The 14,090-nt window shown below is 39.9% G+C and carries 14 protein-coding genes, 1 tRNA gene, 1 other RNA gene, 1 pseudogene and 1 other annotated feature; of the genes and pseudogenes, 12 read left to right on the top strand and 5 right to left on the bottom strand.

Annotated features, from left to right (window positions below; genetic code table 11):
- Nucleotides 1-129: 129 nt before the first annotated feature.
- On the bottom strand, nucleotides 130-1,608 hold the full coding sequence (gene pdxR, locus M2369_RS19180) for a MocR-like pyridoxine biosynthesis transcription factor PdxR (RefSeq protein ID WP_058214427.1): 1,479 nt from the start codon (nucleotides 1,606-1,608) through the stop codon (nucleotides 130-132).
- Nucleotides 1,609-1,854: 246 nt separating this feature from the next.
- Here pdxR and pdxS point away from each other — a divergent pair, with 246 nt between their 5' ends.
- The 5 genes and pseudogenes from pdxS to M2369_RS19155 all read left to right on the top strand — a co-directional run bounded on the left by pdxS (nucleotide 1,855) and on the right by M2369_RS19155 (nucleotide 6,096).
- A complete protein-coding gene (pdxS, locus tag M2369_RS19175) occupies nucleotides 1,855-2,739 on the top strand; it encodes a pyridoxal 5'-phosphate synthase lyase subunit PdxS (RefSeq protein WP_008342033.1) in 885 nt (294 codons plus the stop codon).
- Nucleotides 2,740-2,759: 20 nt separating this feature from the next.
- Nucleotides 2,760-3,350 (top strand): pyridoxal 5'-phosphate synthase glutaminase subunit PdxT, encoded by a 591-nt coding sequence (gene pdxT, locus M2369_RS19170; protein ID WP_008342030.1) that lies wholly within the window; start codon nucleotides 2,760-2,762, stop codon nucleotides 3,348-3,350.
- Between the two features lie 53 nt (nucleotides 3,351-3,403).
- Nucleotides 3,404-3,619, top strand: a binding site (T-box leader).
- A gap of 48 nt (nucleotides 3,620-3,667) precedes the next feature.
- Nucleotides 3,668-4,942, top strand: a complete 1,275-nt coding sequence (gene serS, locus M2369_RS19165) for a serine--tRNA ligase (RefSeq protein ID WP_008342028.1) — start codon at nucleotides 3,668-3,670, stop codon at nucleotides 4,940-4,942.
- Nucleotides 4,943-5,538: 596 nt separating this feature from the next.
- Nucleotides 5,539-5,871: pseudogene (locus M2369_RS19475) on the top strand (methyl-accepting chemotaxis protein); the annotation flags it as partial.
- Nucleotides 5,872-6,003: 132 nt separating this feature from the next.
- A tRNA-Ser gene (locus M2369_RS19155) sits at nucleotides 6,004-6,096 on the top strand.
- A gap of 84 nt (nucleotides 6,097-6,180) precedes the next feature.
- Here the strand turns inward: M2369_RS19155 and M2369_RS19150 are convergent.
- The 4 genes from M2369_RS19150 to M2369_RS19135 form a co-directional block, all read right to left on the bottom strand.
- Nucleotides 6,181-6,840 carry a deoxynucleoside kinase gene (locus M2369_RS19150; protein ID WP_024719578.1) on the bottom strand — a complete coding sequence of 220 codons (660 nt, stop codon included), beginning with the start codon at nucleotides 6,838-6,840 and terminating at the stop codon, nucleotides 6,181-6,183.
- On the bottom strand, nucleotides 6,837-7,460 hold the full coding sequence (locus M2369_RS19145; RefSeq protein WP_216896236.1) for a deoxynucleoside kinase: 624 nt from the start codon (nucleotides 7,458-7,460) through the stop codon (nucleotides 6,837-6,839). The genes M2369_RS19150 and M2369_RS19145 overlap by 4 nt, the downstream gene beginning before the upstream one ends.
- Before the next feature lie 79 nt (nucleotides 7,461-7,539).
- Nucleotides 7,540-8,787: a glycoside hydrolase family 18 protein gene (locus M2369_RS19140; protein WP_234703937.1), complete on the bottom strand. Its 1,248-nt coding sequence runs from the start codon at nucleotides 8,785-8,787 to the stop codon at nucleotides 7,540-7,542.
- A 99-nt stretch (nucleotides 8,788-8,886) separates the two neighbouring features.
- Complete coding sequence (locus M2369_RS19135) at nucleotides 8,887-9,441, bottom strand: cysteine hydrolase family protein (RefSeq protein ID WP_259255629.1); 555 nt, start codon at nucleotides 9,439-9,441, stop codon at nucleotides 8,887-8,889.
- A 79-nt stretch (nucleotides 9,442-9,520) separates the two neighbouring features.
- On the opposite strand from M2369_RS19135, the gene tadA reads away from it, so the two are divergent.
- From tadA to M2369_RS19100, 7 genes are all read left to right on the top strand, one after another.
- Nucleotides 9,521-9,997 (top strand): tRNA adenosine(34) deaminase TadA, encoded by a 477-nt coding sequence (gene tadA / locus M2369_RS19130; protein ID WP_100325785.1) that lies wholly within the window; start codon nucleotides 9,521-9,523, stop codon nucleotides 9,995-9,997.
- 76 nt (nucleotides 9,998-10,073) lie between these two features.
- Nucleotides 10,074-10,338: signal recognition particle sRNA large type (gene ffs / locus M2369_RS19125), an RNA gene on the top strand.
- Nucleotides 10,339-10,601: 263 nt separating this feature from the next.
- A complete protein-coding gene (dnaX, locus tag M2369_RS19120; RefSeq protein WP_008342013.1) occupies nucleotides 10,602-12,314 on the top strand; it encodes a DNA polymerase III subunit gamma/tau in 1,713 nt (570 codons plus the stop codon).
- 25 nt (nucleotides 12,315-12,339) lie between these two features.
- Nucleotides 12,340-12,663: a YbaB/EbfC family nucleoid-associated protein gene (locus M2369_RS19115; RefSeq protein ID WP_008342011.1), complete on the top strand. Its 324-nt coding sequence runs from the start codon at nucleotides 12,340-12,342 to the stop codon at nucleotides 12,661-12,663.
- A gap of 15 nt (nucleotides 12,664-12,678) precedes the next feature.
- Nucleotides 12,679-13,275, top strand: coding sequence for a recombination protein RecR (recR, locus tag M2369_RS19110; RefSeq protein ID WP_003218094.1), 597 nt, complete (start codon nucleotides 12,679-12,681; stop codon nucleotides 13,273-13,275).
- A gap of 18 nt (nucleotides 13,276-13,293) precedes the next feature.
- On the top strand, nucleotides 13,294-13,518 hold the full coding sequence (locus M2369_RS19105; RefSeq protein WP_008342008.1) for a YaaL family protein: 225 nt from the start codon (nucleotides 13,294-13,296) through the stop codon (nucleotides 13,516-13,518).
- 66 nt (nucleotides 13,519-13,584) lie between these two features.
- Nucleotides 13,585-13,848: a pro-sigmaK processing inhibitor BofA family protein gene (locus M2369_RS19100; protein ID WP_012009068.1), complete on the top strand. Its 264-nt coding sequence runs from the start codon at nucleotides 13,585-13,587 to the stop codon at nucleotides 13,846-13,848.
- Nucleotides 13,849-14,090 lie beyond the last annotated feature (242 nt).

Here is a 14,090-nt window from a genome sequence, read left to right as displayed (position 1 = left end):
CACCTTCCTTTAGTATGCTTTTCTCTATTATAAAATGGGGTAGTGGAAAATTTAAGGAAAAAAATAAAGCTGTCGAGATTTTCTCGACAGCCTGACTGCTCTCTATATATGAGAGCAGTTTTTTTATCGTTAAAAGAAAAGAGATTGTTTGTGGTTTTGAGGTGAAGACAATGCCTGCTGAAAAATACCACATAACTTTTCCATACCTTCCGTCAGTGCCTTTTCATTCACATAAGAAAAGCTAAGGCGTATATAATTCTGCTTCGGCTCCCCAGGATAGCAGACAGAGCCAGGCAGGAAGGTGATTTGCTGCTTCCGTGCCTCATGTAATAGGGCACGTGTATCGACCCAGGAAGGAAAGCTAAGCCACAAATTGAGCCCGCCCTGTGGGATTTGCCACGTGACGTCCTTTGGCGCATGCTTTGTCAACACATCCATCATCAAATCGCGTCTCACCTTCAAGGCAGTTCTTAATTTTTTCGTATGATCGATCATTTTCTTGGAAGTGAGAAACGGTAAGATCGCCTTTTGGGTGAGAAGCGGGCTACCTAAATCATTATTGGCTTTTGCAGCTAATAAACGGTTAAATATAGAGCCTGACGCTGTAATAATTCCAATTCTGCATCCTGGAGCCAGTGTCTTGCTTAATCCTCGTAAATAAATGACGTGTCCATCGTGATCTAGGCTTTTAATGGGTGCCGGCGGCTTCTTTTCAAAATAAAGCTCACGATAAGGATCATCCTCTACAATGAGACAATCAATGCTTTGTGCCAGTAAAAGCAGCTGTTTTCTTCGTTTCATCGACATACTAGCACCTGTAGGACTGTGAAAAGTAGGAATGGTATAGATGAGCTTTGGTTTATATTTATCACAAATGCTTTGAAGCTGTTTCATGTTCATTCCTTCATGATCGACAGGAACCGTAATAATTCGTGCCCCTCTCCCCATAAAGACATCAATTGCGCCTGGATAAGTGGGCGCCTCCATGACAACTACATCATCCGGCCCGATAAATGTACGTGCCACTAAATCAAGTCCTTGCTGAGAACCGCTAGTGACAAGGATATTTTCAGGAGTAGAAGGAACATCTAATTTTTCTAGAAATGATTGAATGACCTGACGAAGCTGAAGGTCACCTTGTATTTCACCGTATTTTGACATGATTTGAGGATGCCGGGCTAGGACATGCTGCATTTCTTTTTCTAAATACCGGTTAGGTAAAAGACCAGGATCAATCATAGAGGAAGAAAGATTAATGGCTTCTTCGACATAGTGATACTGAGCGAATTGAGACCTTGGTAAATAATCTGGGATCGATAACTGCCAATCGAAAGAAGTAGATGATTGAACCGGGATGTCGGTTTGCTCATGCTGCTCATTCACAAACGTACCTTTCCCTTGTACAGTCGTTAAAAATCCGTCGTCCTTAAGCCGTGTATAGGCTTTTGCCGCTGTGACAAGACTCACATTCAGCTGTTTCGCTAGATCACGTACAGTCGGCAGCTTATCGCCTTGCTGAAGCAGACCTGATTGAATGTGATCAACGATGGAAAAGTAAATCTGATTTGAAAGAGATGTATCTGAATGTCGATGGATATCAATATGCATGAAAATCCTCCAATGGGTGTGGAATTGTTATAGATGGTTTCGAATTGTTATAGATGCATTATAACATGTTAATAACACTTAAAAGAGGGAATGATGCCTTTTTAACTATGAAACCTTGATATATAAGGGTTTCTTCTTTTTTATGAGCTAATTGAATTGTTATACTATTCTCTTTATTGTTATACTCTATCGCTTGTATGATAAAGGTGTTGAATCAATCGAATAGACAAATGGGAGGAAACAATTGTGAGCAATAAGGGAACTGAACGAGTAAAACGTGGAATGGCAGAAATGCAAAAAGGTGGCGTCATTATGGATGTCGTCAATGCTGAGCAGGCAAAAATCGCAGAAGAAGCAGGCGCAGTGGCAGTAATGGCACTAGAACGGGTACCAGCTGATATCCGTGCAGCAGGCGGTGTTGCCCGTATGGCAGATCCAAGAATCGTAGAAGAAGTACAAAATGCAGTAACGATTCCAGTCATGGCAAAAGCACGTATCGGCCACATCGTGGAAGCTCGTGTTCTTGAAGCACTTGGTGTTGATTATATTGATGAGAGTGAAGTGCTGACGCCCGCAGATGAGGAATTCCATTTAAATAAAAATGAATACACAGTACCTTTCGTATGTGGCTGCCGTGATCTAGGTGAAGCGACTCGTCGTATTGCAGAAGGTGCATCTATGTTGCGTACAAAAGGTGAGCCTGGTACAGGAAATATTGTAGAAGCTGTTCGTCATATGAGAAAGGTCAATGCTCAAATTCGTAAAGTGGCGGCAATGAGTGAAGATGAATTGATGACAGAAGCCAAGAATTTAGGCGCACCTTATGAATTATTGCTTCAAATTAAAAAAGAAGGCAAATTACCGGTTGTAAACTTTGCTGCTGGAGGTGTTGCGACACCAGCAGATGCAGCATTAATGATGCAGCTTGGAGCAGATGGTGTATTTGTCGGCTCTGGTATCTTCAAATCAGACAATCCAGCTAAATTTGCAAAAGCGATTGTAGAAGCAACGACTCATTTCACAGATTACCGTCTAATTGCAGAGCTTTCTAAAGAGCTTGGAACAGCGATGAAAGGAATTGAAATTTCAAATCTATTGCCAGAAGAGCGTATGCAAGAGCGTGGCTGGTAATTAAGGGAGCGCAAACGAACATGCTAACAATTGGTGTACTAGGGCTTCAAGGAGCGGTGAGAGAGCATATTCAATCGATTGAAGCTTGTGGCGCAGCGGGAAAGATCATCAAGCGGGTAGAGGAGTTAGAAATTGTTGACGGTCTCATTATCCCTGGTGGTGAAAGTACGACGATGAGAAGACTCATGGATACGTACCAATTCATTGAACCGATTAAAGCGTTCGCTGCTCAAGGTAAACCGATATTTGGGACTTGTGCCGGTTTGATTATGCTGGCAAAGCATATAGAAGATCGAGAAGATGCTCATCTTGGACTGTTAAATGTATCTGTTGCACGTAATTCGTTTGGCAGACAGGTAGACAGCTTTGAAGCAGATGTAGAAGTGAAAGGACTGGATGCGCCGTTTACAGGAGTGTTCATCCGTGCGCCTCATATCATCAGCGCAGATGAGAGCGTAGAGGTCATGGCTGAGTATGACGGCAGGATTGTGATGGCGAAAGAAAACAATATCTTAGGTTGTTCTTTTCATCCAGAGCTGACAGACGACCATCGGTTAACACAGCTGTTTGTTGAGATGGTGGAGTCCTATAAAACGAAGCTTGCTGTATAAAACGGTTGAAAAGAGATAAAACTTATAGTACATTAAAATCACAATCAAAGATCGAAAAAGCGTTGACGGGAAATAGTAAGAAGCCCCTCTTTCTCAGAGAGCCGATGGTTGGTGAGAATCGGTGAAAGATGCATTCTGAATCCATCCTTGAGCGAAATGCTGAAACACGAAGTAAGCATTTACGGTGATGCCGTTACAGAGGAAAGAGGAAAGCATGCTTTTGGCGTGTTTTCAATCAGGGTGGCAACGCGAGAGCTCTCGTCCCTTTCATGGGATGAGGGCTCTTTTTATTTTTCGATAAAAAAGGAGTGTTACACATGCTGGATATTAAACAACTGCGAACGGATTTTGATCAAATCAAAGAAAAATTAGCCCATCGAGGCGAAGATTTAGCGGATTTTGATAAGTTTGGTGAGCTGGATCAAAAAAGAAGAGAATTAATCGGCAAAACGGAAGTATTAAAGAGCCGAAGAAATGAAGTATCACAGCAAGTGGCTGTTCTAAAAAGAGAAAAGAAAGACGCTGATCACATTATTCAAGAAATGCGTGAGGTAGGCGATGAGATTAAGAAGTTAGATGATGAATTAAGAACAGTAGAGGAAAGCCTGCAAACCATCCTATTCTCAATTCCAAACATCCCTCATGACTCTGTACCAGTCGGTGAAACAGAAGATGACAACATTGAAGTGAGAAAATGGGGCGAACAGCCAGCCTTCTCATTTGAACCAAAGCCGCATTGGGATGTAGCCGATGAGCTGAAGATTTTGGATTTTGAACGTGCAGGAAAAGTGACAGGAAGCCGTTTCGTTTTTTATAAAGGGCTAGGCGCACGGTTAGAGCGTGCACTTTATAACTTTATGCTGGATTTACACGTAGATGAATTTGGTTTTACTGAAGTACTACCACCTTATATGGTCAACAGAGCAAGCATGACAGGAACTGGACAGCTTCCAAAGTTTGAAGAGGATGCTTTTAAAATTCGAGAAGAAGATTATTTCCTCATTCCAACGGCTGAAGTGCCAATTACGAACATGCACCGTGACGAGATTCTTGAAGGAGAGCAGCTGCCAATCAATTATGCAGCATTTAGTGCTTGCTTTAGATCAGAAGCTGGTTCTGCTGGTAGAGATACGCGCGGACTCATCCGTCAGCACCAATTTAACAAAGTAGAGCTTGTGAAATTTGTCAGACCAGAAGATTCTTATGAAGAATTAGAAAAACTAACAAACCAAGCAGAAAAAGTTCTTCAATTATTGAACCTGCCATACCGTGTCATGAGCATGTGTACAGGAGATTTAGGCTTTACGGCTGCGAAGAAATACGATATCGAAGTATGGATTCCAAGCCAAAATACGTATCGTGAAATTTCTTCTTGCAGTAACTTTGAAGCGTTCCAAGCGAGACGAGCAAACATTCGTTTCCGCCCTGAGCCTAAAGCAAAGCCAGAACACGTCCACACATTAAATGGATCTGGTTTAGCAGTAGGAAGAACTGTTGCAGCCATTTTAGAAAACTATCAACAAGAGGATGGAACAGTGATTATTCCTGAGGTGTTACGTCCTTATATGGGAAATAAAGAAGTGATAAAATAAGATGCCGTCATGGCATCTTATTCTTTTTACCTAAACTTCTACAGCTTTTCTAAAATAAGCCGATAAAAGAACTAAAAGCATCTAGGAAAGAAGGAATAACCTTGAATAGGCTTGACTATTATGTTGAAATGGCTCAATTACTCAGAAAAGTTCTAGATGAAAGTGTTCTTTTCGGCATCACTGATACAGAAAAGGTACTTTGCTATTATCCATCGACCACAGTAGATTTTGGCATTAAAGTAGGGGACGCTTTAAACCCAGAGGACCAGAACGTGGCGACGACATTAAGAGGACAAGAATATGATGGGCATTTGCCAGAGTCTTTATATGGTTATGAAATTGCTGTAAAAGGTTATCCGATTTTTGATGAAGATAGAAAAGTGATTGGCTCTTTTTTAGTGGCTTTTTCACATCATCGTGAGAAGAAATTAAGCGGCTATATGGAACATATCAATAAAGTAGCGAAAGAGTTACAAGGTGGAATTGAGCAAATTGCTGCTCATTCTCAAGAACTGGCTGCGACAAGCTTAGAAATTAGTGAGCAGGCCGGAAGAGCAGAAGAGAAATCCGCAAACATTGAAGAAGTCGTCAAAACCATTGGCGGTATTGCGAGACAAACAAACCTGTTAGGACTCAATGCTGCAATTGAAGCGGCAAGAGCAGGTGAAAATGGAAAAGGCTTTGCTGTTGTTGCAGACGAGGTACGAAAGTTATCAGATGGATCAAAGGAAGCAGCTGAAACCATTAATGCATTTTTAAAAGAAATCCAAGACAGCATTGGCACTTTATCTGAAAATATCTCACAAATCAGCAGTTCAACAAACGAACAAGCTAAACAAGTGACAGACTTTACAAAGATTATTGAGTCATTAAATGATTTTAAAGAAGAGATGAATCTTTTTATAGAAGAAATTAGACAGGATACGTAAGAGATGAAGAGCAGCCGATAATCGGCTGCTTTTTATAGGCTAAACATCATACCAAAATCAAATGTTGAAAATTTTTTCGAAAAGATGTTGACTTAAAATAAGATGATATGATATATTAATTCTTGTCGATACGGAGGAATACCCAAGTCCGGCTGAAGGGATCGGTCTTGAAAACCGACAGGGGTGTCAAAGCCCGCGGGGGTTCGAATCCCTCTTCCTCCGCCATATTGATTTTACCTTAGTTGAATTGAAACGCATAAAAATTGGAAATTGTCAAACCGCTGCATTCGAGAAATGCAGCGGTTTTTTTTATTTTGTGTTAGAGCGATTTTTTTGAATAACAGAAGCAATTTCATGAAGAATTGGATCAAGTGAGCTTTCATCATGAAGTAAGTCATAATCTTCAATGTTAATTTTAATCACAGGGCACAGATCAAATTGTTCAATCCATTCTGTATATCGAGTGTACATTTCTTCCCAATATGCTCGATCGGTTTGAGTTTCCATCTCTCTCCCGCGCTCTTCAATACGATGTAATATATGATCTAAATCCCCATGTAAGTAGATAAGGACATCTGGGTGAGGGAAGTAAGGTGTCATCACCATCGCCTCAAATAGACTCGTATACGTTTCATAGTCTACCTCTGACATGGTACCTTTGTCTGCGTGCATTTTAGCAAAAATACCAGTGTCCTCATAAATGGACCGATCTTGTACATAACCTCCACCAGACTCGAAGATTCGTTTCTGCTCCTTAAAACGTTCAGCTAGAAAATAGACCTGTAAATGAAAGCTCCATCTTTGGAAATCTGAATAAAAAGGCTCTAAGTATGGATTATCATCTACTTTTTCGAGAGAAGTTTGAAACCCTAGCTTGTCCGCTATTGTTTTCGTCATGGTCGATTTTCCGACACCAACTGTCCCTGCAATTGTAATGACAGCATCCTTTGGTATTTCAATATTTTTCATAGTACTTGCTCCTTTATGTTCTGTACAATTTGCTGGTAATCTTGCTGTGAGGAAACGAAGTCTGTATGATCGCCTTCAATTGTAATGATAGGAAGACCTGGGTCAGTTTGTTTTAAATGCTCGATGGCTAACTCATAATCTTCAATCAGAGTTTTTAAATAAGCTGGATCAATGTCTTCTTCAAAAGATCGGCCTCTCATCTTTATTCTATCAAGTAAGGTGGGAAGGCTGGCTTTTATATAGATCATGGCATTTGGTTTAGGAAGATCATCTGTCAGCAAGTGATAGATCTTTCTGTATTTATCCATGTGCTTTTTAGATAAGGTTCTTTCTGCAAAGATCATATTTTTATAGACATGATAATCAGTGACAATCGGCTGCTTTTTTTTGACATAGTTCTCTTCAATAGATTCTAACTGTTTAAACCGATTGCATAGAAAGAACATCTCAAGCTGAAAGCTCCATTGTTCCATATCTTCATAAAATTTATCTAAGAATGGATTTTCTTCTACAATTTCTTTTACTAAAGGAAATTGAAATTCCTTTGAAAGCATTGTAGCCAAGGTTGTTTTTCCGGCTCCAATTGGGCCTTCCACTGCAATAAAAGGGGCAGGATACATAGGCGTTCTCCTCTATCTATAAAGTTGTCAAACCAATGTATATTGTACCATACCCCTTCTGAGAGATAGAGCGTATGAATTACGATGTCGTTCTTTTTTCAATATTAAATTGATCTGATAACAACAACCAGTTTTGTGGGAAGGATAGACCTAATTTCCAGTAAGCAATTCCATTTAGGTTTAACTCTTTAATGAGATTAAATTTGGCTTGAATGGATCTTGCATCTTCAAACCAAACCTCGTGTTCTTTGTTGTTAGCATCTGTATAACGGAAATAAGGTGCTTGTGCTGTTTCGTCATATAAAATGGATACATTATTCTCTCTAGCAATGGCGATCGCTTGTTGAGGGCTGACGGCTTTGGCGATAGGGCCTCCTTGAACATAAGGGAGTGTCCAATCATATCCATATAAATTCTGCCCCATCACAATTTTATTGGCAGGTATGACAGTCAGTGCATATTCAATGACTTGGCGGACAGGGCCGATCGGAGAGACGGCTTGTGCAGGCCCGCCGCTGTAGCCCCACTCATAAGTCATTAGCACAACATGATCAACAATCTTTCCAATTGCTTCATAGTCATGCGCCTCATACCATTTTCCTTTCTGTTCACTGCTTGTTTTAGGAGCGAGTGCCACAGAAATAGTCCAACCCTGTTGATGAAAACGAGTTGTTGCTTCTCTTAAAAATTGAAGGTAGGCTTCTTTATCAACAGGGCGTAAATATTCAAAGTCAAAATGGATTTCTTTTAATTGATACTTTTGAGCAACGCGGACGATTTCATTTAATAATGTCGTTTTGACAGATTGATTTGTTAAAAGGATTCGCCCGAGTTCATCACTAAATTTATCATTTTCTAGATTTGTGACTACCATGGATAAAACCGTTCTGCTTTGAGCGGCAATCTGAGGCAATTGATCTAATGGTGGCTCGCGAAGTGTTCCGTCTCTTTGCGCTTGAAAACTAAAAGCGCCGAGATGTGTTAAGTATGGAGATGCCTCTCTGGCTGCTTGCTTTAAATTTTCGCTGACTTGGTTTCCGCGTGGTTCTATATAAGCATTAGAATTAATATTTCTTTTCGGTCTTTGTGGAATATAAAGCAAAAAACGAACAGGCAATATGGCTTCAGGACGAATCCGATTCACACGTGCCAATTCTTCTACCGAAATTTGAAATCTTCTTCCAATTTGATAAAGTGTATCATTTTGTTTGACCTCATAAAATTGACCTCTAATAGGGATGACAATTGTTTGTCCAACGACTAGTTGATTTGGTGTTTCGATGTCGTTGGTCCGAATGATTTCATTTACCGTTGTTTTAAAACGCATGGCAATCTCATTTAACGTATCTCCTCTTTTGACAACATAAATTTGAATGGTCAACGCCCCCTTTGTTATTGCTAACAATTTATGAGGGTGATGGATAAATCATGTTTGATTTTCATCCGTGATCTCTTTAGTGGTTATGATTTTGGCGAGAAGAACGTTCTCCATCATCGTTAAAGCGTACTCGTTGTCCCTATCATCATTTGAAGCAATACAATCTTTAGGTACAGTGAGGTTGTACTCTCGCATGTAAGCGTCATTTGCAGTGAATAGGACACAGATGTTTCCGGCAATTCCAGTTAAAATAAGTTCTTGCACACCTAATTCATTTAGGAGTGTCTCTAGTGCTGTTCCGTAAAAGGCAGAGTGCTTAGGTTTAATTAAGAAGTAATCATCTTTAGATGGTGCCATTTGCTCTAAAATAGGGGCACTTCTTTCGTTTTTACATGTTTCCATAACAGCTTTGATATCAGCCTTCCAGAGTCCATAGTGGTCGTTGATATAGATAATTGGCCAATTTTTCTTGAAAGCGTGTTGTTTAAGGGCTAAAATTTTATTGGTCATTTGCTCTGTTTTTTCAGCGAGCACATGTCCCATTTCGAAATCAAAATTATTGATCATGTCAATAATAAGCAGTGCCTTTTGTTGTTTTGGCAAATCAAGACCCCCTTTAAAAGATTGTGATAATATGTTAACCTCAATATCCTTTAAAAAAACATGAAAAGAGAGCCGTGCTATGACGAAAGATGAACAGTTTATGCAAGAAGCTATTTCTGAAGCTTTGAAAGCAAAACAAATAGGAGAAGTTCCAATCGGTGCCGTCATCGTTGTTGATGATCAAATTGTAAGCCGTGCTCACAATTTAAGGGAAAGTGAACAGCGATCAATTGCTCATGCGGAATTACTTGCTATTGATGAAGCGTGTAAAATGACTGGTAGCTGGCGTTTAGAAGATGCTGTACTTTATGTTACACTCGAACCGTGCCCAATGTGTGCAGGCGCTATTGTACTTTCAAGAGTGAAAAAGGTCGTTTTTGGTGCCTATGATCCTAAAGGTGGATGTGCTGGTACTTTAATGAATTTATTGGACGATGAGCGGTTCAATCATCAGTCTGAAGTCATTGGCGGTGTGCTTGAAAATGAGTGTGGTGAGCTGTTAAGTCAGTTCTTTCGAGACCTCCGTCAGCGTAAGAAGCAGGAGAAAAGTAAATGAATGGATGTCGTTTGCAATTTTATCACTTAGAAGGTATACTTATGTCTGCGTCACCAACAATTTAATATTCATTTTGCCGTGCTAAGCGGGGAGGTAGCGGTGCCCTGTACTCGCAATCCGCTCTAGCGAGGCCGAATCCCTTCTCAAGGTTCGTTTACTTCAAGGTCTGCCTTAAATAAGTGGTGTTGACGTCTGGGTCCTGCGCAATGGGAATTCATGAACCATGTCAGGTCCGGAAGGAAGCAGCATTAAGTGAAACCTCTCATGTGCCGCAGGGTTGCCTGGGCCGAGCTAACTGTTTAAGTAACGCTTGGGGTAGCGAATCGACAGAAGGTGCACGGTAAATCAATATTAAATGTAACTCATCTAGTTTATCTAGGTGAGTTTTTTGTTGCTATTGAAAGAATATATCAGTTGTTTTGTTTATACAAATAGCAAAAAAGCCATTTTCAGAAAGCAGGAAAACACGTTTTTTAATCAAGAAAAGTAATAAGTCTTTAAAGGAAATGCCCTTTTTCGTTTATTAGAAAATAAAGGTGTACTTTTGAATTGATCGTTGCATCATGTATAATGAACATGATGATAAATGGAGGAGGGCGTATTTGTGAGTTATCAAGCTTTATACCGAGTGTTCAGACCTCAAGTTTTTGAGGATGTTGTTGGACAAGAACACATCACAAAAACGTTGCAAAATGCCCTTTTGCAGAAAAAGTTTTCTCATGCTTACTTATTTTCAGGTCCTAGAGGAACAGGTAAAACAAGTGCTGCCAAGATTTTTGCGAAAGCAGTGAACTGTGAAAAGTCACCTGTTAGTGAGCCGTGTAATGAGTGTGATGCCTGTAGAGGGATTACGACCGGTTCGATTTCAGACGTGATTGAAATAGATGCTGCCTCAAATAACGGGGTAGATGAAATTCGGGATATACGTGATAAAGTGAAATTTGCTCCTTCAGCGGTTACATATAAGGTTTATATTATAGATGAGGTACATATGCTCTCTATCGGGGCATTTAATGCACTTCTTAAAACGCTAGAGGAACCACCTGCTCATTGTATCTTTATTTTGGCTACCACAGAGCCTCATAAGATTCCTCTTACCATCATATCAAGATGTCAGAGATTTGATTTTAAACGGATCACGACAAAAGATATTGTTGGACGAATGGAGAAAATTGTAGATGCAGAAAGCCTAAATATACAAGAGGGTTCACTCGAGATTATTGCTAGTGCGGCAGATGGAGGCATGCGTGACGCACTCAGTCTCCTTGACCAAGCGATCTCATTTAGTGGTGAACAGCTCACAATTGATGATGCACTGCTCATTACAGGTGCTGTATCTCAGCATTTCATTAGTCAGCTTGCTGAAGCCATTTTTGAGCAAAATATTGCGATAGCGCTGGATACGTTAAATGAATTGCTTCAACAGGGGAAAGATGCCGCGAAATTAATAGAGGATATGATCTTCTACTTTAGAGATATGCTTCTTTACAAAACAGCACCGGATCTTGAAGGTGTCCTTGAAAAAGTCAAAGTCGACGATAAGTTTGTGGCTCTTTCAGAACGTGTGGCACCTCAGTTTCTTTATGAAACGATTGAAGTGCTGAATAAAAGCCATCAGGAAATGAAATGGACAAACCATCCTAGAATTTTCTTTGAAGTAGCTGTGGTTAAGCTCTGTCAGTCAACGGCTGGTGCTGTATCATCTCCGGCTGATTCCGACCTAACAGCGTTAACGAATAAAATAGACAGGCTGGAACAGGAGCTATCTAGGCTAAAAGCTGAGGGTGTTCCAATGACTCAGTCTCAGAGTCCTCAAGCAAAAACGGAAGCACCTCGACCTCAAACGAGTAATAAAAATGGTTATCGTGCACCTGTCGGTCGAATTCATGAGATTTTAAAAGAAGCGAAGCGGCCGGAGCTAGAAAAAATAAAAGGCAAATGGGGAGAGCTTCTTGCCCAATTAAAACAGCAAAATAAGGTATCTCACGCTGCGCTATTAACAGATAGTGAACCAGTTGCGGCGGCAACTCATGCCTTTGTTTTAAAATTCAAATTTGAAATACATTGTAAGATGGTGGCCGAAGATAAAAGTGGTGTTCGAACCAATCTTGAGCAACTGCTAGAATCTATGCTAGGAAAAAGAGTGGAATTAGTTGGCGTTCCTGACGCTCAATGGGGTAAAATAAGAGAAGAATTTTTAAGAGATCATCAGCCTGAAGAACAAGCAGATGGTCAGGCAGCTTCTGCTGAAGAAGATCCATTAATTGCAGAAGCAAAGAAGTTAGTAGGAACCGATTTAATTGAAATTAAAGATTAACAATTTGAAAGAGAGTGGTGTTCATATGCGCGGTGGAATGGGAAATATGCAAAAAATGATGAAACAAATGCAAAAAATGCAGAAGGATATGGCTAAGGCTCAAGAAGAGCTTGCAGAAAAAGTCCTTGAAGGTACGGCAGGTGGCGGCATGGTCACTGTAAAAGTAAATGGACAAAAAGAAGTCGTTGATGTGGCGATTAATGAAGAAGTTGTTGATCCTGAAGACATCGATATGCTTCAAGATCTTGTACTTGCAGCAACAAATGATGCATTGAAAAAAGTTGATGAACTAACAAATGAAACAATGGGTCAATTCACAAAAGGAATGAACATGCCAGGTTTATTCTAGGAGGAATAACTGAAGATGCAATATCCTGAACCAATATCAAAGCTGATTGATAGCTTTATGAAATTGCCAGGAATCGGACCTAAAACTGCGGTCCGTCTGGCTTTTTTTGTTCTTAGTATGCAAGAAGATGTCGTGCTGGATTTTGCGAAGGCACTTGTTAATGCAAAGCGTAATTTAACTTATTGTTCTGTTTGCGGACATATCACCGATCAGGATCCTTGCTATATTTGTGAAGATACAAGAAGAGATCAATCTGTGATCTGTGTCGTGCAGGATCCAAAAGATGTGATCGCAATGGAAAAAATGAAAGAATACAACGGCTTATATCATGTGCTTCATGGTGCCATTTCACCAATGGACGGAATTGGGCCAGAGGATATTAAAATTCCTGACCTATTAAAAAGATTGCAAGACGATCAAGTCACAGAGGTCATTCTTGCAACCAATCCAAACATTGAGGGAGAAGCGACAGCCATGTATATCTCTAGATTGTTGAAACCATCAGGAATTAAACTCTCTCGCATTGCTCACGGACTCCCAGTAGGTGGAGATTTAGAGTATGCGGATGAAGTCACACTTTCTAAGGCTCTAGAAGGCAGACGTGAGATGTAGGAAGGAGAAGTACGGTACATGGGTTTTCTTCGCAGAAAATCAATTCGAAAAGAATTCGATGAGATATTAATTCAACAGCTTTTTAAGCAAAAGGAAGAATGGAACAGACAAAAAAAGCTTGTCGCAAATAGCGTTGAGCCTTCACCGGACATTCTATTCGAATTAAAGCTTGCTCAAGCGAAGTACTTTTTCTATCTGAGAGAAGCGAAAAAGAGAAATTTACGTTTAAACAACTGGAGATAGCAGGTCTATTTTCCATAATCCTCTCATATGCTTGTACTATTCATATGAAGAGGAGATGAGAGGATTATGGAACCTGTTATTGTGATTGGTTCAATTTTGTTAGCTGTTTTATTGTTGTTTATGTCGGGTGTTCAAGCGAATCCATTCAAATGGTTAGGGCTTATCGGAATAAAATTTGTCGCAGGTGCTCTTTTTTTATTTTGTCTCAATTTATTCGGCGAGAGTTTAGGGCTTCATGTTTCCATTAACCCTGTAACGAGTGGAATTAGTGGTTTGTTGGGCATTCCAGGTGTAGCAGCTTTAGTCGTAATTGAAAAGTTTATTATTTAATGCAAAATATTGTTGACTTTGATTATATATGGTGGTAAATTAATATACGTCGCTGATGACGAAGAAACGAAAAAACATAATAACAAAAAAGTTGTTGACACTAACAACTTGTATGTGATAAGATGTTCTAGTCGCTTCTGAAGCGGTAAACAAGTTCTTTGAAAACTAAACAAGACAAAACGTACCTGTTAATTCGAGTTTTTATAAAAAAATCCTATGATACATCATAGGTAGTCAGTCAA

It is taken from the genome of Bacillus sp. JUb11 (assembly GCF_024807925.1).
GTDB classification, from domain to species: domain Bacteria; phylum Bacillota; class Bacilli; order Bacillales; family Bacillaceae; genus Bacillus; species Bacillus altitudinis.
This window is presented reverse-complemented; position numbering and strand designations above follow the sequence as displayed.